The following is a 23492-nucleotide window of genomic DNA, read 5'->3' on the forward strand; positions in this document are numbered from 1 at the left end:
CTTTACCGCTGTCCCCTGCGCCTCTTTATTTATACCTCCGTTTTACGCTAAAATAAAACGATAACTCTATCATTTCACAAACAGCTGCTTCAGCTGATCCACAATCTGACCATTACCCGAAACCGAAATATTGTTTATTTTTTCTGCAATCTTCTCCACATATTCCATCTCTTTCAATTTAAACAACATCGCGTTATCTTCCATTAATTTCGCTGTATTCAACAAGCTTCTTGTAGAAGCAGTTTCTTCACGCCGCGTGATGATATTGGCTTGAGCTTTTTTTTCCGCGACCAGTACCTGATTCATTATCTCTCGGATATCTCCTGGCAAGATGATATCTTTAACACCGGCATGAAATACCTTGACACCCAGCAATTCAACCTGTGAAGCAGTCTCCTCTAGCACATGTGCGTTGATTGCAGATTTATTGTCCATCAGTTCATCCAAAGTCATTCGACCTATATAAGAACGTAATGCCAATTGCATCAACATATACAACTGCTTCTCAAAATCTTTGTTTTCAAGCATTGCTTTCAGTACATCCACAACTTGGTACTGTATCGAAAAATTAATCCTAATCTGCGCCTTGTCTTTAGTCAAAATCTCTTGACCAGCAATATCCATAGTCGTCAATCGTATATCTACTTTTGAAATACTGATGGATGTCGCATTTTTCCACCAGTAATATGTACCCGCTTCCAATATCTTTGAAAATGCTCCATTAAGAAATAGTAAACCTTTTTCCGAAGGCTCCAACTTAAACTGCCGTACGTAGTAAGCCAGCGTCTGCTTCTCCAACAGTTGCTTATGTACTGTCGTTCCTATTTCTATATCAGTAATATCCTCCTTTTGAAAATGATAGGTTAATAAACCCTTCCAGAAAACATGCCTGCCCGCTGCTAGTACCTGCTTATAGTTGTTGTTAACAAAAATCAGACAGATCTCATTATCGGAAACTTCCACCAATTCCACATGCTCCGAAAAACCTGCAAGCTGCATCAATACATCGACATCCAAGCTACCTGGAAAAGGCTTCGACAAATCATATAATTCCAGTTTTTCACCAAAACCTAGCCAGTATTTTCCAGCAGGCACTACGCGGATATAACGATTTTTTTTAACAACTAATCCCAATTGATTGATATCTATACTTACTCTTTTCATTTCTAATTTTATTTTTTATTATACTCTTCCCCAACACAAAACACTGTGTTTTATCAGAATATACTATTGTTCTAACATTTTCTCGCGATCAAAAAGATCATCCAATTATTTATAAACGCTTCGATTCCTGTTTATTGAATATGACCGGAATATAAAAGTGGGCTAAAAGAAAAATAAAATGATGACAGCTTATCCCTAAATAAAATACAGCCCATTCCTGTATTACTTTTAAGTATTCCACTATCCTCAACCCTATTGTTGCTTTTAGAACCTATTTTATACTACAAAGACCCCATTCAATTGTCTGCCCTTTTCACAAAAAGAGAAAACCAAACGAGAGACGAAGCGCTTATTAAGTGGAAACTTTTTTAAAGAAAGTTTAAACTTGAACATGGAACTTTCGTTCCTCCAACCGATGGACACACTTTTGAGATGTGCGTGGGATTCGAACCCACCTTTTTGTTGTACTCTACCCCCTGAGTTACTCCGTTCGAGACGGAGGTAGGATTCGAACCTACGACCCCAACATGAGACAATAGTAGTTTTTTAAGTCAGCATATTATTTTCAACTGAAATAATACTACCCTGCTATACAGAAACAGGAGACGAGGACTTTAAAATAATCCACTATGTCATACACCTTTTCAGGTATATATCTTAAAAGCTATTCGCTTAATTTCTCAAAGAACTATTTGTCTTGATCGACATTACAAATGTGCACACCTAATCACGCAACCTTACTGCGTAGCAAAAAATACTTTTAAAAAACAATACAAAAAATACATATATAACTGAAAATCAAATTTATAAATTTGAATATATATAAAAAAAATCTTAACAAAAAACTTCATGCGCAAATACATTGCGCAGTAAAAATGAATTTTGTACATTTAACTTTGTAAAATTTCATCAAAAAGAAGATGTCCACCAATAAACTTGCATTAATACGCTACAAAACCATAGACAGTTGTTTATGTCAACGTCATCGCAAATGGACGTTAGAAGATCTCATTGAAAAAGTATCCAATGCCCTTTACGAACTGGAAGGTATCCATAATGGGATAAGTAAAAGAACGATTCAAGGAGACATACAGCTTATGCGTAGCAATAAGTTAGGATATAATGCTCCAATCATTGTGACAGATCGGAAATTTTACAGCTATAGTGATCCAAAATATAGCATCAGTAATTCACCCATCACCTCCTTAGATATGAAGAAGATGAAAGAAGCCGTGGATTTACTCAAGCATCTTAATGGATTTTCTTATTTTGACGAGATGAGTGATATGATCTTACGTTTAGAAAATACACTCATTAAATCCGTAGGAATTCAAAAACCTGTCGTGCAAATGGAAAGTAATAAACTACTGAAAGGTTTGAACTGGATCAGTACCTTACATCATGCCATCCTCGAAGAAATACCTTTACTTATCACCTACAAATCATTTAAGTCGCTTGCACCAACGCAAGATGTTTATTACCCATACCTTTTAAAAGAATACCGAAATAGGTGGTTTTTAATCTGTAAACCAAAAAAAGGAAAATTATTACTCAACCTTGCCCTTGATCGTATTGTAGATATTGATGAAATGGCAAAAAATGGTTTCATAGCCTATGATGGAATTGATTTCGATCGTTACTTTGCCGATACAATCGGCGTAACAAAAAGCCACAAAGACCGAGGCCAAAAAGTAATTTTAAAAATTGACAGTTTCAATGCTCCTTATGTAGAGACCAAACCATTACACAGCTCTCAACAGATCATCGATAAAAATAATGATGGTAGTATCATGATTCGTCTTGATGTCGTTTTAAACTTTGAACTGGAACGAGAAATATTGGGCTTTGGCGAGAATATAGAGGTTATTGCTCCCCGTAATCTACGCGATCGGATCAAAAGAAGAGTTCATAAAAACATGCAACAGTATACCAAAGAAATAGAATAAATCCATTTAAATATGGATTTTCCTTTACCTTTGCCTTCATATAAAACGTACCCATGATCTACTTTCACATTCCATTCTGTAAGCAAGCCTGTCATTACTGTGACTTTCACTTCAGCACGTCACTGAAATATAAAGACGAAATGCTCAGCATGCTATACAAGGAAGTGGAACTTAGAGCTGATTATCTGGAAGACAAAAATATTCAGTCCATTTACTTTGGCGGTGGCACCCCCTCTATACTAGAAGCGGAAGATATCTCCAGACTGATTGACAAAGTATCGCAGCATTTCGAAATTGACACCAATGTTGAGATTACCTTAGAAGCTAATCCCGACGATCTTAAGCGAGAAAAAGTAGCGAAACTGCGGCAAACAGAAATCAATCGTTTTAGTATCGGCATTCAATCCTTTTTTGAAGAAGATCTAAGATGGATGAACCGGGCACACAATCAAGAAGAAGCCGAATCCTGTATTATGCGGGTTCAAGATGCTGGATTCGAAAATATAACCTGCGACCTGATCTATGGCTTTCCATTATTAACCGATGAAAAGTGGAAAATGAATATGCAAAAGCTACTGGATTTTCAGATTCCGCATATCTCATCCTACTCGATGACTGTAGAAAAGAAAACAGCGCTCGATCATATGATCAAAACAGGAAAAGCAGCCGCAATAGATAGCGATCAAGCAGCGGATCAAATGTTGATGCTGATTGATCGATTAACAACTGCAGGGTTTGAACAATATGAAATTTCTAATTTTGCTAAAAATGGGATGTATGCAAAGCATAATACGAACTATTGGAAAGGAAAGCATTATTTAGGCATAGGTCCATCTGCACATTCATTTAATGGTACATCACGTTCATGGAATATCGCGAATAATGCCAAATATATACACGATATCTACCAAGGAGTACTTCCTTTGGAAACTGAAGAATTATCAGCCTTAGACCGTATCAATGAATATACGATGACCTCACTAAGGACGATGTGGGGTATTAATCTTACAATAGTGGAAGATAAATTCGGATCAGAGGTTAAAAAACAATTATTGAACAATGCTGAAGAGTTCATCTACAACAAGCAGTTAACTCAAGTTGAAAATCAGCTGACCCTTACAGATACAGGAAAACTCATGGCCGATCACATTATGTCAGAACTGTTTATTGTAGACTAAATGATCAAACTTGTATGATCAAAGTTCGATCATATTTCTCATAAACACCTTACTTCAATAATTTAGAAGAATAAAGATATTTCATAATAATTGCAGTAGCACCAGCATGCTGCTGCACAAAACATTTTGCTTGTTTCCCGGAATATTCTCTTTTTACACTATCCTGCAGACATGTAAACACTTTATACAGTTCTTCCCGATTTTGAATTGAAAACCCAGCGCCTTGCTCAATCAGATCTTTAGCCTCTTGAAATTTATGATATTTAGGACCAAATATAACGGGAATACCATAAGTAGCAGCCTCTAATGTATTATGAATACCAATTCCAAAGCCTCCACCGATATAACTCATCTTTCCATAACCATATAGCGACGACAGCATGCCAATATTATCAATAATCAGCACTTGAGCATGTGCTACTCTTTCATCAGCATACGAAACATATTTAGAGAATTGTAAAGCATCAGGAAATAACGCTAAAATTGCCCTTATATGAGTATCATGAATTTCATGTGGAGCCAATATCAGCTTCCACTTCGGAAATTTCAACATTAAATCTTTTAATAACTGCTCATCTTCTTGCCAAGTACTACCCGCAACCAAAACTGGATATTCTGCGACAAATTGCGTAACCTCATCGATCTGTTTTCTCTGCTTAGGCAATTCAACCACACGATCAAATCGCGTATCCCCTGTTAACCCAACATTTCTAAATCCATGCTCTTTCAATAAATGAACACTTTCTTCATTCTGCATGAAAAAATAAGTCACAGCACTCAATATCTCTCGAAAAAAACCGCCATAAGGCTGGAAGAAAATTTGATCAGGCCTGAAAATGGCAGAAATCATCAATAATGATATCTGTCTATTTTTCAGCTCAGAAAAATAATGATACCAATACTCATATTTTGTAAAAACTACAAACTCAGGATTAATTAAATCAATAAACAGTTTTGCATTTTTTGCTGTATCCTCAGGTAAATAAAAAACGTAATCTGCTAAATTTGTATTTTTACGAACTTCATATCCCGAGGGAGAATAAAAAGTAATAACAATTTTTTTTAAGGGGAAATCTTTTTTTATTCCTTCCAAAACAGCCCTTCCCTGCTCAAATTCACCCAAAGAAGCAAAATGAAACCAGATGTGATTTTGCCCCGTTTCAACCGTTTGATTCATGCGTGCATACCAGTCCCTACGCCCCTCTACCCAAAGCTTTGCTTTCGGATGAAAAGGCGCTATTAAGCGTAATAAAAGCCCATAAAGATGAATTCCTAAAGAATAAAGAAGACGCATGTTCGTAAAATAATACTTATATTCGTCAAAGATATTAAACCCTTTTCTAATTGTTGGAAATAAGTAGAAAATAAGGCTGGGAAACGAATTTTAATAACCGAAGCGGTAAGATTAAAAAAACGATGACATATTATCGATAGGTATCAACTGAGCATTTAGATCACAAAGACTTTACATATTATAACTATAAACAATGAGCAAAATACTTGTAACAGGCGGAACAGGATATATTGGTTCGCATACAGTTGTTGAATTACATAATGCAGGCTATACACCGGTTATCGTTGACAACTTATCTAATTCTAGCATCAAAATGTTAGATCAAATTGAAAAAATCATCGGTATAAAGCCTGAGTTTCATCAGTTTGATCTATGTGATGACACCAAAGTTTTAGAATTTGTTAAAAACAATCCAGATATCAACGGTATCATTCATTTTGCAGCATCTAAAGCAGTAGGTGAGTCCGTTCAGAATCCATTAAAATATTATCACAACAACTTCTTCTCCCTAATCAATCTTTTAGAAGCTTATCGTGAAAAGCCGATAAACTTTGTCTTCTCTTCCAGTTGTACAGTTTATGGAGAACCTGATTACTTACCTGTTGACGAAGCTGCCCCAGTAAAAAAAGCAACTTCTCCATATGGTAACACCAAACAGATTGCAGAAGAAATATTAGAAGAAACTGCAAATGCATATGACAATTTTAATATTATTGCATTACGTTATTTCAATCCTGTAGGAGCACATGAGTCAGCATTAATTGGCGAATTACCATTAGGAGTTCCTCAAAATCTTCTTCCATTCATTACCCAAACAGCTATAGGAAAACGCGATAAATTGACTGTTTTTGGAAATGACTTCGATACAAACGACGGTTTCTGTGTACGTGACTTTATCCATGTTGTAGATTTAGCAAAAGCACACGTTGCAGCAATCAAATTATTGGAAAAAGGAAATCCTAAAGGAAAGTACGATGTATTTAATGTAGGCACAGGAAATGGATATTCTGTTTTAGAAGCTATAAAAGCTTTTGAAGAAGCTTCAGGCCAAAAACTAAACTATGTCGTAGGACCACGTCGTGAAGGCGATATCGTCAAGGTATATGGCGATGTCACAAAATCAACCAATGAGTTAAATTGGAAAGCACAATTAGGCATCTTCGAAATGATGGATAGCGCTTGGAAGTGGGAGAAATACCTGCAGGAAAATCCAATCGATTAAAAAAATAAAAGGAGTTAACGTTTAGTGTTAACTCCTTTTATTTTTTATCCATAAACAGATATTTGACTTTGAAAGTGGAGATCACCTATGACAGCGCTACGATTTTAAATTCGAAGACAATACGGTGTAACGGTCTTCCCCTATTTTCTTCTTCAATCTCTGTTTAGCTTTCTTCACAGCATCCTCAGTCACGCCCAATAAATTAGATATCTCGTTATTTTTTAAGCCTAACTTACCTAAAAATATGAATCTCAGATTTGATTCAGTCAATTCTGGGAATTTTCTAAGGATATCATTGTAAAAAAGCGGATACTCCTTTACAAAAGCTTCCTTAAATAAACTCCATTTATCTTCAGTCATTAAATGGGATTCCAACAATGCTTGTAGTTGCCCCCTTTCATTCTCAATAACAGAAAACGAAGTTTGTTTTACAGTTTCTATTTCATCTTTCAAATTAGCGATATACTCATTCTTCTCTTTTAGATATATAGTAAAAGAAGATAAATTATTATTTGCTTCCATTAGCTTTTGGTCAGACAAATACTTTTCCATCTGCAGGCCTAATACACGCCTCTCATAGATAATTCTACGCACCTTCAGTTTTCTGTTAAAAAGAAAATACAAACTTATCGATAACGCCAATAATAATACAACAACAATACTGTACGCTCTCTTTTTAAACAATTCTTTCTCGAATTGTTCTTTGCCCAGTTCTATTCTATGAATATATTTCTGTTTATCCGCCAGCCATTTTAATTGTTGCAGTTTCTCATCACTATTCCACAGCTGTAAACTATCATTAATCTGAATCAGTCTCCTCCTGGCTAAAAGTTCGCTATGGTCATCCTGTCGCTTTACAGCAATTTGTAATCTAACTTCCGTAATCTCCTTTTCAGATTTTTTCAGATACACTTTTTGAGTAGCGTAATTACTCGCTCGCTTGATCGCGTTCTCAGCGAGGTCTAATTTACCCTGATCGACATATATTCGAGCCAATAAGATATAAGCGTACATGGTATTCTGATTACTACTATTGCGTTCAGAATAAACAAGGTCTTCCAATAATAAATCAACTGCTTTTCCGAAATCCCCTTTCCCCCGATAAATGAGTGCCTGATTACCAAGTGCCTTACCCAATCGAACTTCGTCACCATTAAATTTAGACAGTGACTCCACTTCTTTAAAATAACGAAATGCTGTTACAGTATCTGCCAATTTCAGATATGCCGTACCTAATGCATCAAGGATACTTCCCATTTCTCTTGATTGAGGTGCTGCATGTTTACGGGCAAGATTTAGATATTCCATATTAGCCTCAGCATCACCTATACTACCAAAAAAATAAGCCATATTACGTAGGGAAATATCAGGATTAGGAAGTTTTTTCAGAGATATCTGAGGCAGTAAGTCGCGTAGACCTAAGAAAACTGGAAATGCGTCCGTATAATTATGCAAATCATACAGATAAAACCCATAATTGACTTTTGTCCAAAATTCAAGTTCTTTATCTTTGGTATTTTTTGCTTTTTTTATCGCAGTTAAATACAGATTTGTGCTTCTAGCATTGGCCGAATCATAAACATTGGCAAATCCTCTTGCAAGCATATTATCGTATGCAATGAGCAAGGACTCATCATCATATATCTTCGAATAAGAAATGATAGGCTTTAAAAAATTTTTTAAAGCAATATTATCAGTCCCAAAATCCCTCTCTTGTTTGATTAAATATTCAATCCGACTCTTACTGGAAAACAAATCCTCAAGCTTAATAGAATCCGCAAAAGCCGTATTCGCAAAAACTAACGTACAGAAAAATATATTTAGCAGTTTCAAATCAATGGAAGATTATTAGGATGTAGGTATTTATCTACAAATATAAATAATTTTAGATGTAGTACGTCAAGAAGGTCTATTAAAATAATGTTATTAAAATTTTGATTTTATAGTAACATCAGGATGAACAATTAGCCAACCGCTTTTTAAGGTAGGGCATACATCGTCGTTACTAATTTTAAAAATCATTAATTTTCACCTATCTTTAAATCATGTCAATTCATCAAGATCCCGAATTAAAAAAAGCTGTGCTTAACCTTCCCTTAAAGGAAAAAGACAAGTTATTACTCCGATTGATTAGTAAAGATAAAATGCTCATCAAACAACTACATTTTCAGCTTTTAGAAGATGAATCTGACTTAGAACAACGCATTGAACATCTGAGAAAACAGCTACAGAAACTTTTTGACATAGGTGAATCACAAGTGTACAATACGCCAAGTATGAGCAATTTCGTAGGATTAAGCAAATTGGTAAAACAAGCCAGCGGCATGGTTAACGAGCACGAAAAAATCACAAAAGATAAATTGAGTGAAGTAGAATTTCGTATTTACATTTTAGAAAGAGCCATCATGATGTACCCATCGTTATTTGGTTCATCTTACCAATCTGCCGCACATAAACTTCAAAAATATATAGCTGGCAGAATAAAACATGCTGTGTCAAAATATGAAAAAATTCATGAGGACCATCAGTTTGACTATAGAGAGCATTTCCAAGAAATACTTGATGCAGCAAATGCTACAGCATTAAAAGACTATATAAAAGTATTAAATGTAAATACAAACTTATAATACAGTTTTACAACACCGTCCAGTACCAATGACAATGAGACCTTACTAATTTTTTTGGTTATTTATAGCAGATAGCAAAAGCTTATTTTGTAACAACCCATCATTTTAACTAAATTCGCAATATTCCAAATTAGTGAACGCGTGGGAATTAAAGAAATTATAGAAAAATACGGTCAAAGTGAGTTGACACAAACTTTGACAAAAGCGATACAAGCTAAAAATCCAAAAGTCCATTTAAGAGGCCTTATCGGTTCATCTGATGCCGTTGTTGCAGTAGCGAGTTATACCCTACAAGAACGCCCCTACCTCTTTATCCTTCCAACACATGAAGATGCATCTTATTTCTTAAGTGATCTGGAAAGCCTTCTGGATAAACAGGTATTATTTTTTCCCGCCTCCTACCGTAAACCTTTTGATTTTACACAACTTGATGCAACACATGTTTTACAACGCGCAGAAACATTAAATGTACTAAATCATACTTCCGAATTACCAAAAATGGTTGTTACATACCCAGAAGCAATTGCTGAAAAGGTAATTAATAGAAGTGATCTGGAGAAAAACACGTTAGAAATAACCGAAAACACCAAATTAAGTATAGACTTTATCAATGAGTTTCTATTTGAATACGATTTCGACCGTGTAGATTTTGTTTACGAGCCTGGACAGTACGCCATTCGAGGAGGAATTGTCGATATATTCTCTTTTTCTAATGATCTTCCCTACCGAATAGAATTTTTTGGAGATGACATTGAAAGCATTCGAACATTTGAGATCGAATCCCAACTGTCTGTATCAAAAATTCATAAAGTAACCATCGTCCCCAATGTGCAAGCTAAATTCTTAAGTGCGCAAAATATTTCCCTTTTGGAGTATATTGACAAAGATGCAGTTGTTTGGATAAAAGATGTTCAGTTCACATTGGATACGATAAAAGATGGAAATAAAAAAGCAACCGAGTTTTGGAATGCTTTATCAGAAAAAGAAAAGAAAGACAATTCAGAGTGGATAAATCCCGCTTATGGATTTTCTGACGAAAAAAATTTCAATGCACTCCTTTTCGATTTCCCAATCGTCGAATTCGGAAAACAATTCTTCTATAAAGCCGAAACGACAATCAAATTTGATATCCACCCACAACCCTCATTCAATAAAGATTTCAATCTGTTGATCCATAATTTCAAAGAGAATGAGAAAAATAAAATCGAAAATTTAATCTTCTCAGATTCGCCTAAACAAATAGAGCGGATATATAAAATCTTAGAAGATCTCGACAAAACAGTTACCTTTATTCCTGTCCATAAAGGATTCAGAGAAGGATTTAGGGACGATGATGTCAAATTAGCCTGCTATACAGATCATCAAATTTTTGATCGATATTATAAGTACAAGCGAAAAAAAGGTTATGAAAAAAGTCAGGCCATCACGTTAAAAGATCTGCGAGATCTTAAACCAGGTGATTATATTACCCATATCGACCATGGTGTCGGAAAGTATGCTGGACTTGAGAAAGTGGAAGTCAATGGCAAATCTCAGGAAATGATCCGATTGAGTTATGCTGACAATGACCTTCTGTACGTAAACATCAACTCCTTAAATCGGATTTCCAAGTATTCAGGAAAAGAAGGTTCTATTCCAAAAATGAATAAACTGGGAACAGATGTATGGGACAAGCTAAAGAAAACCACAAAGAAAAAAGTCAAGGACATTGCCCGAGACTTGATCATGCTCTATGCGAAACGTAAAGCACAGACCGGTACGGCCTTTAGTCCAGATTCTTATTTACAGAATGAACTGGAAGCTTCTTTTATTTATGAAGACACACCAGATCAAGAAAAAGCTACTGCAGATGTAAAACGTGATATGGAATCGCCACATCCGATGGACCGTCTAGTATGTGGTGATGTTGGTTTTGGAAAAACGGAAATTGCTATAAGAGCAGCATTTAAAGCTGTTGCAGACAGCAAGCAGGTTGCAGTACTTGTACCAACAACGATTCTTGCACATCAGCATTACCGAACTTTTACTGAACGCCTCAAAGATCTACCGTGTACCATAGACTATATCAATAGATTTAAAACAGCAAAACAAATTAAAGAAACATTGGCAAAATTAGCTGAGGGGAAAATTGATATTATCATCGGTACTCATCGCCTAGTAAGTAAGGATGTTAAATTTAAAGATCTGGGCCTGATGATCATTGATGAAGAACAAAAATTTGGAGTCTCCGTTAAAGAAAAATTAAAACTATTACGTGCCAATGTCGATTCACTGACATTAACCGCAACCCCTATACCCCGTACATTACACTTTTCGCTGATGGGGGCGCGAGATTTGAGTTTAATCAACACGCCACCCCCCAATCGTCAACCTGTTCAAACAGAATTGCATGTATTCAATGAAACACTGATACAGGAAGCAGTATCCTTTGAACTGGAACGCGGTGGACAAGTGTTCTTTATTCACAACCGTGTTGCCGATCTTAAGCAACTAGGTGCTATGATTCAAAAATTAGTCCCTAATGCACGGGTAGGTATCGCGCATGGACAGCTTGAAGGTGATGATCTCGAAGATGTTATGCTTAAGTTTATCAATCACGATTTTGATGTATTGGTTGCCACAACCATTATCGAAGCCGGATTGGATATTCCCAATGCCAATACCATCATCATTAACCATGCGCATATGTTTGGTCTAAGCGATCTTCATCAGATGCGTGGACGTGTAGGTCGCTCAAATAAAAAATCATTCTGTTACCTGCTAAGCCCTCCATTATCTACACTTACGCCAGAGGCTTATAAACGATTATCAGCAATCGAAGAGTTTTCAGAATTAGGGGCAGGATTTAATGTCGCTATGCGCGATCTTGATATTCGTGGCTCAGGAAATTTATTAGGTGGAGAACAATCTGGGTTTATTGCCGAAATTGGTTTTGAGATGTATCATAAAATTCTTGATGAAGCAATTCAGGAATTAAAAGAAGACGAATTCTCAGATGTCTTTGCCGATGATAAAGACCACAAATATGTCTCCTTTACGCAGATCGACACCGATATGGAAGTATTGATACCTGATGAATATGTAACCAATATCAGTGAGCGATATAACCTATATACGGAAATATCGAAACTCGAAAATGAAGACCAACTGACAGATTTTGCAGTATCATTAGAAGACCGATTCGGTCCGATACCACATGAAGTCTTTGAATTGTTTAATACTTTGCGCCTACAATGGTTTGGAAAGCAGATTGGATTTGAAAAAATATCCTACAAGAAAAACACTTTAAAAGGATATTTCGTTAACAACCCAAAATCAACTTATTTCGAATCAGATCAATTTGGAAGAGTACTTGCTTTTGTTCAGCAGCACCCAGAGATTAGTAATTTAAAAGAAATCAAAAAGCAGCTTAGGCTGGCTTTAAGTAATGTGAATAGTATTAGTTATGCTTTAAAGCTTTTAAAAGAAATGGTATAATAGCATTTGTCATATGAGTACACGATCTAAAAAAGGTTTCTATTTAATGATAGAAACCTTTTTTAGATTATTCATTACAAAACAGATGTACCATCATCTGTTTTCACCTGTATTACGGTCAATTCCTTACCAAATTTCGCGAAATATTCTGGTGAGATCTTCTCGATAAGTGCGACAACAAAATCATTTTTCACAAGATTAATCGTGCAACCACCAAAACCACCCCCCATTTGTCTTGCCCCCAGCACCTCAGGAAACTGTTTGATAAAATCCACCAAATAATCTGACTCAGCACAGCTCACTTCATATTCTTGACTCAAACCATGATGTGACGCCAATAGATTTTGTCCTAATGCTTTTAAATTACCAGCTTTCAGATGCTCACATGCCTCATGCACGCGTTCGCTTTCTTCAACGACAAAACGTGTTTTTGTATATACTTCAGCATCTCTATCTTTCACAATTTCATCCAACATCGAAACCGACACATCACGCATATTGACAACTTCAGGATATTTTTCCTTAACCCAATCAATAGCTTGCTTGCATTGTTCCACACGCTTGTTATACGCAGTATCTCCTAATGCATGTTTTACATTTGTATTCAGTAAAATGATTGTATAACCATCCAATATCAGAGGAACATATTCATATTCTAAAGAACGGCAATCGAGCTTTAATACCTGATCCTTTTTACCAAACGTTGAAGCAAACTGATCCATAATACCGCATTTTACTCCTGCATAAGTATGCTCGGCCAATTGTCCAATTTTTGGAATCTCCAAACGTGGAATATTTAACTCAAAAAGCTCACTTAAAGCTAAAGTCGTAGCACATTCTACAGCGGCAGAAGAAGATAGACCTGCTCCTAAGGGAACATCACCATCGATATAAAGATTAAATCCACCAACCAATAAACCCCTTTTCTGGATTTGATCAACAACCCCCAAGATATAGTTAGGCCAATGTAAATCTGTTGGTGCAATAGCATTTAAACTGATCTCGTAGACGGCCTTGTAATCTTCGGCATATAAAGAGATCAACTCATCATCTCTTTTAGATACAGCAATATATACCGCTTTATCGATAGCCGCTGGCAGCACAAACCCGTCATTATAATCGGTATGCTCTCCTATGATATTAATTCTACCTGGGGACCGTACAATAATAGGCTCAGCTTGAAAAATGGATGTAAATTTATTCTGTATAGATTCTTTAGTAATCATAAATTAAACGTTTTTATAATGAGTCGTTGAGCAGTTTCTTAATTGTTGAGCTGCAAATTCGGGCGTAATATCACGCTGTGGATTTGCCAGCATTTCATAACCTACCATAAATTTCTTAACCGTAGCAGAACGTAACAATGGTGGGTAAAAATGCATATGCCAGTGCCATTCCGGAAAGTCTCCACTATTCACCGGAGCTTGATGCATACCCGCAGAATAAGGAAATGATGTATTAAATAAGTTGTCGTAGCGTGTTGTCAACAATTTCAAAATTGAGGCCAGCTGTTCTTTCTCCTGATCTGTGAAAGCTAATATATTCTGTACAGGTCTTTTACTTACGATCATCGTCTCATACGGCCATGATGCCCAAAATGGAACTAACGCAACAAAACTGTCATTCTCTTCTATAATACGTTCATTTTTTCTCAATTCTGCTTGAACATATGCACTTAGCATGGTAACACCATGATTGTCAAAATATGTCTTTTGATTTTTCGACTCCTTCTGAAGTTCCACAGGAACATGATTTTGTGACCAGATCTGACCATGTGGATGCGGGTTGCTACACCCCATTATAGCACCCTTATTTTCAAATATTTGAATATACTTTATCCACTCATGTTCAGCCAAAGCAGTAAACTCCTTTTGCCAAACATCTACTACCGCTTTTATTGCCAGAACTGACATTTCTGGAAGTGTCAGATCATGTCGTGGAGAAAAGGCGATAACTTTACAAATACCTTTTTCAGATTCCGCAATAAAAAGCTCATCTTCATTGATATCTGCCGTAGGCGTATCCTTCAAGAGTGCAGAAAAATCATTTACAAATACAAAACTCTCTTTATAATCGGGATTAACATCTCCATCAGCCCGTTCGTTCGTCGGACACAAATAACACTTCGGGTCGTATGATGGTCGTTGTTCTTGATTGTCATCTTCGACTTGTCCTTGCCATGGCCTTTTACTTCGATGTGGAGAAACGAGCACACGTTCACCAGTAAGTATATTCAACCGGGTATGAGGATCCGAATTAATTTCGAATGTTTGTTGCATGGTCTAATTTTTATTTCATAATTTTTGATCGTTAAAGATAGTAATTAGACTGTTAAAGAAAATGACAATGACAATAAAAAAATAAGCACTCGATTGAGTGCTTATTTTTTTTATTGTCATCAGCTAACATGTAGGAGAAGCATATTTAAATACCACATCCCTTATAAATGTTATTCTTTAATTATACGCGTGCTTTCGGATCATTCCCTTTTATAAGTTCAAAAATGGTGATCTCAGGCAATATTCCTACTCGACCCGGGTAACCTAAGAATCCATAGCCCACATTTACATAAAGTTGCTTATTGTTTTTTTCTCTATATAAACCGGCCCATTCTTTATACACATATTTTGCAGGACTCCATTGAACATTCTTAAGCCGAACACCAAACTGCATACCGTGTGTGTGCCCCGCGAACATGACGTCGATATCTGTATCTAGCACCTGAGCCCGCCAGTGCGAAGGATCGTGGGAAAGAAGTAATTTAACAGACTGTTCTTCTGCACCCAACAAAGCTTTTTGCAAATCGCCGTGCTTAGGGAATCGGCCGGTACCCCAGTTCTGTACACCAACAATAGCCAATTCTTCATTGTTAACTTTCAAAATCCGATTCTCATCATTCAAAAGATCCCAGCCCATTACTTTATGTGTCTCAATCAAGTCCTGAAGATTTTTTCTTTTGGCCGCTGAATCCTCTTTCCCAAAATAATAATCACCATAATCATGATTTCCTAAACTTGAGAATACACCTAAATCAGCCTTTACCCTTGAAAATATATCTTGATAATCACGCATTTCTGAAGCGACATTATTAACTAAATCACCAGTAAAAAAAATAGCATCTGGTTTTTCATTCAGTAATAAGTCAACTCCACCATTTACGGCTTTTCTATTATAAAAAGAACCCGAATGCACATCAGAAATTTGTCCAATCTTCATCCCGTGAAAAGCTGCTGGCAAATTTGGCAAGTATAACTTTTGACGACGCACACGATAATCATACGCTCCCGAAATAATTCCCCAGCTTAAAGGCACCAATGGCGACGCACCAACCAAAATCCCCGCCTTTGTTAAGAAATCTGACCTTGTGATCCCTTTAACTGGCTCTTCAGCGATTGGCATTTCCAACACATTGACCGCTTGTTTGATCGTTTTTTTCGGGGTCAACAGTCTCGTTAGCCAAAGTCCTCCTCTCCTCAAATCATCCAGAATGAGAACAAAGAAAAAGAAGAATTTAGAAGCTGCTGTGAGAAAAAAAGCAACTAAAAAAACGGAACGAACTAGTAGTGGAATATTAAATTTAAAGGAAATGATAACTCCTAGAGAAAGCAAAATTGAATAACCCCACCAAAGAATCCCAAAAGTTTTAGTCTTTGCAAACTTGATCTTTGTTGCCTTTAATGCAAAAAAGATATAAAAGTCCAATAGAAGAAGTACAATTACATTTACTATTAACATCGTATTTTTAAGTTAGTATTAAGCATTCAAAGCCAAGCGCTTCAATGCTTCAATCCACTTAGGATCACCGTTTAGACTTTCAACCAATTGAACCTCTTCACCTCCCAAATGCTTAAACTCATTAGCATATTCCACGCCAATTTCATCTATTGTTTCAATACAATCGGCAACAAATGCTGGACTAAATACCAATAATTTCTTCTTGCCTTTTTGTGCCAAGTCCTCTAATAAACTTGACGTATAAGGTTGAATCCAAGGTTCTTTGCCTAATCTCGATTGAAAACAGATGCTATATTGCTCCTTTTCAAGACCTAATTCTTGAGCAATTGCTCTTGTAGTTGCATGACATTGTGACAGATAACAAAAAGAATTGACCGTATTTTTACACGAATCACAACCATCCTCCGGACAACTTAACTGCCTGGTTGGATCAACTTTCCCCAATTGACGTACAGGAAGCCCGTGATAACTAAATACAATATGGTCAAAATGAGCAATATCATGCTGTCTTGCATGATCTGCAAAGGTTTCAATCATGAGTGGCTCTTGACAATAACTACTTACAAAACTCATATTCGGTAAATAATTCCATTTACGAATCAGTTCCATCACGCGGTCAATAACAGATCCACTGGTCGCAGATGCATATTGCGGAAATAAAGGAATAACACGAATCGAATCCAGAAGCATTCCCTCCATATTTTTTAAAGCATTTTCAATAGAAGGACTCTGGTAACGCATGGCCAATTCGACATGATAATCCTCCCCTAAAGAATCCTGCAAGAGATCACGCTGTATAATGCTGTAATGCATCAAAGGAGAACCTGTTTCCTTATCCCAGATTGTTTCATAAATTTTAGCAGACTTCGGAGCACGAGTAGGAGCTATGATTCCCCTAACTAAAAGTGTTCTATTGATATATGGAATATCAATTACCCTTCCGTCCATTAAAAATTCTGTTAAATATTTTCTTACATCTGATGTGGCAGGACTATCCGGAGTCCCCAGTTGAACTAATAAAATTCCTTTGGTAGCTTTCTTACTCATTTGAAACAAAAGTATGAAAATTAGATCGTAGATATTGCTATCTACGACAATATGAAATATTTATGACGCGTAATTGTGAGGTTATATTGCTTTTAAGTAAGCTTTGACTTCTTTCATCAGCCACATAGGTGTTGAGGTCGCTCCACAAATACCCACACGATCGCCTTCTTTGAAAACTGTTACATCAATCTCTCCAACTTCTGAAACAAAATAAGTATCAGGATTTTCTTTTAAGCAAACTTCAAAAAGAACTTTACCATTGGAAGATTTTTTACCCGAAACAAAAACAATTTTGTCATACATCTTGGCGAAGTGTACCAGATCTTCGTAACGATTAGAAACTTGGCGACAAATGGTATCGTTTGCTTTTACTTCATAGCCTCTCTTGATCAACTCATCTTTGATCTGATAAAACTTATCTACACTCTTCGTCGTTTGGCTATAAAGTGTAAAGGATGCTGGCAAGTCGGCATCATCCAACTCAGCAATATCCTGAAAAACTAAAGCTTCATCATTAGTTTGTCCCTGCAAACCAACAACCTCAGCATGGCCATGCTTCCCAAAGATGAGGATCTTCTCATCCTGATCAAAAGAAGTTTTAATTCTATTTTGCAACTTGAGAACAACGGGGCACGATGCATCAATTAGCGTAATATTATTCTCTAGAGCGATCTTATAAGTTTCTGGAGCTTCACCATGTGCACGGATAAGGACTTTTTCATGTTGTAAAGTGGGAAGAACATCATGAGCAATGATCCGCAAACCCTTTGCTTTTAGTCGAGCAACTTCTTCATCATTATGTACAATATCGCCTAGACAGTACAAATAACCATCTTCCTCAAGAATTTCCTCAGCCATGTCTATTGCATAGACTACACCAAAGCAAAAACCGGAATCCTTATCAATATCAACTGTTAGATTTAATGCCATAATAGTACAAAGTTAATCATTTCTAGACACGCAAAGAAAATACTTTTTATCAAAGAAAAAGTTACATAAAAATAGTCGTAATGATAATATAATATGCTTATCTTTCAGTTATTGGTGGAAATCATTACTTTTGCAAAAAAAATAACATTAATGGCAACTAACAGAACTTTTACGATGATCAAACCAGATGCAGTAGCAAATGGTCACATCGGCGCTATTTTGAATGATATTATTGCTGGTGGTTTCAAAATCGTAGCAATGAAATATATTCAATTGACTACAGAAACAGCGGGTGCTTTTTACGCAGTACACAGCGCGCGTCCTTTCTACGGAGAATTAGTAAACTTTATGACTTCAGGTCCTATTGTTGCTGTTATCTTGGAGAAAGAAAATGCAATTGAAGATTTCCGTACTTTAATCGGTGCTACTAACCCTGCTGAAGCTGCAGAAGGTACCATCCGTAACAAATATGCAAAATCTATCGATGCTAATGCGGTTCATGGTTCTGATTCAGATGAAAACGCTCAAATCGAAGGTGCATTTTTCTTTTCTCAATTCGAGAGATTTTAGTCTTAATCAAATCATATAAAAAAGGCTTGCAATAGTATTATTGCAAGCCTTTTTTATATCTAAAAACCTCGTTTCCCAAGATACTCATTCTCTTTAACCGTCATCAACGTTTTATCTTCGGGTTTTTTATCATGGTATCCACATAAATGTAATACGCCATGCATAATCACGCGCTGTAACTCATCTTTACTATCAACTTTAAATTTAGCAGCATTTTCTGTAATACGCTCAACACTGATAAATATATCACCAGCAATCACATCATCATCTTCCGAGGAGTCAAAAGTAACAACATCTGTATAAGTATCATGATTCAAATACTGCTTATTAATTTCCAATAAATAAGCATCTGAACATAAGATAAAGCTTAGTTCACCAACACGTTTAAATCCTTCAGCCTTGATTGTATCCACAATCCACTGACGAATTTTTGCCTTTTCCTTTAATTTAAAATCAATATCTTCTACAAAGAATAGAATATCTTTTAATGCCATATTAAAATGCTTTAGTTTCCATATATGTCTGCAAGATCAAGGTTGCTGATATGGTATCCACAATACCCTTTTCTTGTCTTTTATTTTTTTTCTTACCGCTTTGAGCGATAACAGCAGCGGCCATTTTTGACGTAAACCGTTCGTCTATTTCAATAATAGGGATCAAAGGGTATGTTTTCTTTAACCGTCTTGCAAATCCTAAAATATGAATCGCAGACTCCGAATCCGTCCCGTCCATTTGCAAAGGCTTGCCCAATACAAACGTCTCCACCTGCTCTGTTTTAAAATAATCTTCTAAGAACTCCCAAATTTTATCCGGATGCACCGTCGTTAATGCTGTTGCAATTATTTGCATCGGATCTGTCACTGCAATACCGATCCTTTTTGTTCCATAATCAAAAGCCATTAATCTCATAACGATGCCTATCTTAAATATTTTGACAAAAATACGATTCTGTTTCTGTAAAATAGATTCCCTATTGATCAAAAAAAATCTATAAATTTGCTAGACTTTAAATTAAAATGAATGAAATACACCATATTAATTGGGCTTTTCTTAATGACTGTAAGTATAAAAGCAAATGCTCAAGATTACCAGGCGCTTATTCTAAAAGATCGCCAAGAAAAAGCTTTGAGTCTCTCCAAGTCAAAATTCGGTCCTTTACCGGCAGACCAGGTACAGTTTTTAGATTATTTCCCAGTAGATAAAGCATACCAAGTGACGGCGGACGTTACCTTATTAATAGGAGAAGAAACGTTCAAAATGCCCACTTACGATGGAACTAGCAACCCCTATAAACGTTATGCTATTTTAAATTTCACTTTAAACAATAAACCCTATCAACTGACAGTTTATCAAAGTGCGGCGCTATTTCAAAATCCACAATACAAAAACCACCTCTTTCTACCCTTTTTAGATTTAACAAACGGTCAGGAAAGCTATAGTGGAGGACGTTATATTGATTTATCAACGGAGGACATCATAAATGGCAAAGCAACTATAGATTTTAATACCGCTTACAACCCTTACTGTGCGTACAGCAATGGCTATCGCTGCCCTGTACCACCTCAAGAAAACATTTTAGAGACAAAGATTATGGCAGGAGAAAAAGCTTTTCATAAACAAAAAAACGAAAGACCAGTAGATATTCAGGCAGGACAAAATTTTAGCGCAGATGATCTTAAGATCATCAATAATGGTACAGAAACAGAAAAATTACGTGTGCTACAAATTACAAATGAGAAAGATCTGACTGTATTAACGACCACTTCTGTTGACCTTAAATTTGATGACCCATCGATCGCAATCTTAGAAAAAAGAATGTTTAGCACAGTCCAAGATCCAGAGCATGCTGGCGTTGGCATCGCGGCCCCGCAAATAGGAATAAATAAAAACTTAATTGTTGTACAACGATTTGATAAAGTAGGTGAACCTTTTGAAAGTTACATTAACCCTAAAATTATTTGGCGATCAAAATTCATCAGAAAGGGAGTTGAAGGATGCTTATCAATACCTGATCGTCGGGAAGAGGTACTTCGCAGTAATACCATCCGCTTACAATATATTAGTAAAGAAGGCAAAATAAAGGAGGAAAATATTGAGGGGTTTACTGCCGTTATTTTTCAGCATGAAGTAGATCATTTATATGGAATACTTTACCCAGACCGTGTGGAAGAGGCTCAAAAAGAAGAATTTGAACCCCTAAGTGATAAAATGCAGTTTTATATTAAGCCAAATACGTTACGCCCTTAATAAAAAAATGGATCGCTATGGATCTTATTAAAAATATCCATAGCGATCCATTGTTACTTGAGCATCACCGATTGGCATACAATCATAAATTTCTCCTTTACCATAGAGATCTGCTTGATAAAAGAAAAATATTTTGCAAAATGAATTAATTCAATAGCTATGACTTATTATCCCTAGCTATTAATTCAAACGATCTAAGTCCTGTTAGAAAAGGCAATGACCCTATAGCAACAAATACATTTCCTACCACCTGTATTTGGTAAATCGTAAACAAATGACCTCCCTTCATGACAGTTGAAACAACTTACTATCTAATAGGGATCATCTTATAATTTCCTTAAGTTTTTATAGTGTGATAATAGAGGGTTTGTAGAGGGTTCATAGAGGTAAAGCTCTATAAATCCTCTACAAACCCTGCCTTTAAGCTATTAAATATTCCTACTAAAATCTAACAAGATTCAAAGGTGTCTCTCATAAGATTCCCAGCAAATCTATATGTCTATCTAAGAGAGGTAATGCGTCCAAAACTTAAGACAAAAAAAAGAGCATAAAATCTATTTATGCTCTTTTTTTCAATCTTCATCGCATCAAAGCTACTGATTGAAAATAGATATTTTTTAATGTGACAAGGTAGGTAGCCTAACGGGCGATCATCTTGATTTCAAATAGCGTATTCCAAAGTTTTCCAGTGACAAACAATCTTTTACCTGCTTGATCATAGGCGATACCATTCAACTCATTATCGTATTGTGCATGCTGATAGATCCCAACTAAATTAATTCGACCTTCTACGATTCCAGTTTCAGGATTTATAATAGCAATAACATCCTTTTCATATACATTGGCATACACTTTACCATCAATATACTCCAGTTCATTTAGAAAATTCACCTGACCATTTTCGTCATAAACATCAACAGAACTCATTTCTTGCTGTGTATTCGGATCTAAAAAATATAATTTATTGGATCCATCAGACTTAATTAATCTTTTGCCATCGTAGGTTAAGCCCCAACCTTCTTTACTATCCTTATAAGGAAAAGTTTTCTCCAGTTCAAAACTTGATTTATTAAGAACAAAACCTTCCATATTTTTCCATGTCAACATCACGATTTTATCTCCCATGATGGTCATTCCTTCACCAAAATATTTTTCTGAATCAAACTCTTTTTTCTGTAGCACTTTACCAGTTTTTAAGTCAACGCGTCTCAAGGAGGTAAGTGTACCTCCGCCACTACCTGTTGACTCATACAAAAACCCATTTTCATATTGTAACCCTTGGGTAAATGCTGTCGTATCATGTGGAAATTTATTGACAATTTCGAACCCATATTCTTTTGGAGCTGGTGGCACTATAGTGATGTATGCGTTTGCACTATCAATACTTGTTCCTTGATATACCTTTGCAGAAATATTGCGTGTACCCAAGGCTAAGTTCTTACTGTCTACCTGCACTGCAGAAGTATCTTTTCCAGAAGCAACCATCTTATCATCGATATAATATACAACCGAGTCCAGATCAGGTGAATTAAATTTGAGCTGAAATTGAATTGGATCACCTAGCTGAATTGATTGGCTAGCATCGGGTTTAGCAAACTCCAGTTTACCTGACTTCTTCGTTTTACAGGCACTTAAACCAAGTACTAAACCTAAGAGGATATAGGTTGTTTTTTTCATATTAAATCTACTTTTATTCATTCCAAAACGCATCTTTGATGTGTTCTAATTGTATATTATCTTTATCTGTGATGAGAACTGATATAATGTCAAAGCGAATTTCTCCAGTCACATCATATTTTTTCAAATATACATCTGCAGCTCTTGTCAATTTTCGTTTCTTCTGCCAGTCAACAAACTCAAACGGTTCTCCGTAATCAAGCTTACGACGAGTTTTTACCTCAACAAAAACTAAAATACCGGCATCTCTGACTATCAAATCTACTTCTAAATTCTTATATCGCCAATTTCTTAACAAAATTTCACACCCTAAATCCTGCAGAAATTTTTCCGCATAAGACTCTCCTAATTTGCCGAATTCAAGATGCTTGGCCATAC

19 protein-coding genes are annotated in these 23492 nt (G+C 36.0%); 7 read left to right on the forward strand and 12 right to left on the reverse strand.

What is annotated here, in order from left to right; all coding sequences use genetic code 11:
• Window positions 1-69: 69 nt before the first annotated feature.
• A complete protein-coding gene (locus M2265_RS14890; protein WP_132771600.1) occupies window positions 70-1164 on the reverse strand; it encodes a slipin family protein in 1095 nt (364 codons plus the stop codon).
• A 920-nt stretch (window positions 1165-2084) separates the two neighbouring features.
• On the opposite strand from M2265_RS14890, the gene M2265_RS14895 reads away from it, so the two are divergent.
• Both M2265_RS14895 and hemW read left to right on the forward strand, forming a co-directional pair.
• On the forward strand, window positions 2085-3110 hold the full coding sequence (locus M2265_RS14895) for a helix-turn-helix transcriptional regulator (RefSeq protein WP_132771601.1): 1026 nt from the start codon (window positions 2085-2087) through the stop codon (window positions 3108-3110).
• Between the two features lie 53 nt (window positions 3111-3163).
• Window positions 3164-4288 carry a radical SAM family heme chaperone HemW gene (gene hemW / locus M2265_RS14900; RefSeq protein ID WP_031286993.1) on the forward strand — a complete coding sequence of 375 codons (1125 nt, stop codon included), beginning with the start codon at window positions 3164-3166 and terminating at the stop codon, window positions 4286-4288.
• A 49-nt stretch (window positions 4289-4337) separates the two neighbouring features.
• Here hemW and M2265_RS14905 read toward each other — a convergent pair whose 3' ends face one another.
• Window positions 4338-5582 (reverse strand): 3-deoxy-D-manno-octulosonic acid transferase, encoded by a 1245-nt coding sequence (locus tag M2265_RS14905; RefSeq protein WP_132771602.1) that lies wholly within the window; start codon window positions 5580-5582, stop codon window positions 4338-4340.
• A 193-nt stretch (window positions 5583-5775) separates the two neighbouring features.
• Between M2265_RS14905 and galE the strand changes: the two genes are divergently transcribed.
• Window positions 5776-6804, forward strand: coding sequence for a UDP-glucose 4-epimerase GalE (gene galE / locus M2265_RS14910; RefSeq protein WP_132771603.1), 1029 nt, complete (start codon window positions 5776-5778; stop codon window positions 6802-6804).
• 96 nt (window positions 6805-6900) lie between these two features.
• Here the strand turns inward: galE and M2265_RS14915 are convergent, their stop codons facing one another.
• Complete coding sequence (locus M2265_RS14915; protein WP_132771604.1) at window positions 6901-8637, reverse strand: tetratricopeptide repeat protein; 1737 nt, start codon at window positions 8635-8637, stop codon at window positions 6901-6903.
• 212 nt (window positions 8638-8849) lie between these two features.
• Between M2265_RS14915 and M2265_RS14920 the strand changes: the two genes are divergently transcribed.
• Window positions 8850-9431: a hypothetical protein gene (locus M2265_RS14920; protein ID WP_021187994.1), complete on the forward strand. Its 582-nt coding sequence runs from the start codon at window positions 8850-8852 to the stop codon at window positions 9429-9431.
• A 141-nt stretch (window positions 9432-9572) separates the two neighbouring features.
• Window positions 9573-12908: a transcription-repair coupling factor gene (gene mfd, locus M2265_RS14925; RefSeq protein WP_132771605.1), complete on the forward strand. Its 3336-nt coding sequence runs from the start codon at window positions 9573-9575 to the stop codon at window positions 12906-12908.
• A gap of 74 nt (window positions 12909-12982) precedes the next feature.
• Here mfd and galK read toward each other — a convergent pair whose 3' ends face one another.
• The 5 genes from galK to M2265_RS14950 all read right to left on the reverse strand — a co-directional run bounded on the left by galK (window position 12983) and on the right by M2265_RS14950 (window position 18620).
• Entirely contained in the window at window positions 12983-14134 is a 1152-nt protein-coding gene (galK, locus tag M2265_RS14930; RefSeq protein WP_206368610.1) for a galactokinase, read from the reverse strand.
• 3 nt (window positions 14135-14137) lie between these two features.
• Window positions 14138-15187 (reverse strand): UDP-glucose--hexose-1-phosphate uridylyltransferase, encoded by a 1050-nt coding sequence (locus M2265_RS14935; RefSeq protein ID WP_132771606.1) that lies wholly within the window; start codon window positions 15185-15187, stop codon window positions 14138-14140.
• 181 nt (window positions 15188-15368) lie between these two features.
• Window positions 15369-16643: a metallophosphoesterase gene (locus M2265_RS14940; RefSeq protein WP_132771607.1), complete on the reverse strand. Its 1275-nt coding sequence runs from the start codon at window positions 16641-16643 to the stop codon at window positions 15369-15371.
• 18 nt (window positions 16644-16661) lie between these two features.
• Window positions 16662-17690, reverse strand: coding sequence for a ferrochelatase (hemH, locus tag M2265_RS14945; protein ID WP_132771608.1), 1029 nt, complete (start codon window positions 17688-17690; stop codon window positions 16662-16664).
• Window positions 17691-17771: 81 nt separating this feature from the next.
• Window positions 17772-18620 carry a 4-hydroxy-3-methylbut-2-enyl diphosphate reductase gene (locus M2265_RS14950; protein ID WP_132771609.1) on the reverse strand — a complete coding sequence of 283 codons (849 nt, stop codon included), beginning with the start codon at window positions 18618-18620 and terminating at the stop codon, window positions 17772-17774.
• Between the two features lie 150 nt (window positions 18621-18770).
• Here M2265_RS14950 and M2265_RS14955 point away from each other — a divergent pair, with 150 nt between their 5' ends.
• Complete coding sequence (locus M2265_RS14955) at window positions 18771-19190, forward strand: nucleoside-diphosphate kinase (protein ID WP_132771610.1); 420 nt, start codon at window positions 18771-18773, stop codon at window positions 19188-19190.
• A 59-nt stretch (window positions 19191-19249) separates the two neighbouring features.
• On the opposite strand, the gene ybeY is transcribed toward M2265_RS14955, so the two are convergent.
• Together ybeY and ruvX are read right to left on the reverse strand one after the other, a co-directional pair.
• Entirely contained in the window at window positions 19250-19684 is a 435-nt protein-coding gene (ybeY, locus tag M2265_RS14960; RefSeq protein ID WP_132771611.1) for an rRNA maturation RNase YbeY, read from the reverse strand.
• A gap of 1 nt (window position 19685) precedes the next feature.
• The gene (gene ruvX, locus M2265_RS14965) at window positions 19686-20099 is read right to left on the reverse strand and encodes a Holliday junction resolvase RuvX (protein WP_132771612.1); all 414 of its coding nucleotides are present in this window, start codon (window positions 20097-20099) and stop codon (window positions 19686-19688) included.
• Between the two features lie 111 nt (window positions 20100-20210).
• On the opposite strand from ruvX, the gene def reads away from it, so the two are divergent.
• Window positions 20211-21437, forward strand: coding sequence for a peptide deformylase (gene def, locus M2265_RS14970; protein ID WP_132771613.1), 1227 nt, complete (start codon window positions 20211-20213; stop codon window positions 21435-21437).
• Window positions 21438-22076: 639 nt separating this feature from the next.
• Here def and M2265_RS14975 read toward each other — a convergent pair.
• Window positions 22077-23114 carry a glutaminyl-peptide cyclotransferase gene (locus M2265_RS14975; RefSeq protein ID WP_132771614.1) on the reverse strand — a complete coding sequence of 346 codons (1038 nt, stop codon included), beginning with the start codon at window positions 23112-23114 and terminating at the stop codon, window positions 22077-22079.
• A gap of 13 nt (window positions 23115-23127) precedes the next feature.
• Window positions 23128-23490 carry a YraN family protein gene (locus M2265_RS14980; RefSeq protein ID WP_132771615.1) on the reverse strand — a complete coding sequence of 121 codons (363 nt, stop codon included), beginning with the start codon at window positions 23488-23490 and terminating at the stop codon, window positions 23128-23130.
• Between the last annotated feature and the right edge of the window lie 2 nt (window positions 23491-23492).

Source organism: Sphingobacterium kitahiroshimense (assembly GCF_025961315.1).
Lineage (GTDB): Bacteria > Bacteroidota > Bacteroidia > Sphingobacteriales > Sphingobacteriaceae > Sphingobacterium > Sphingobacterium anhuiense.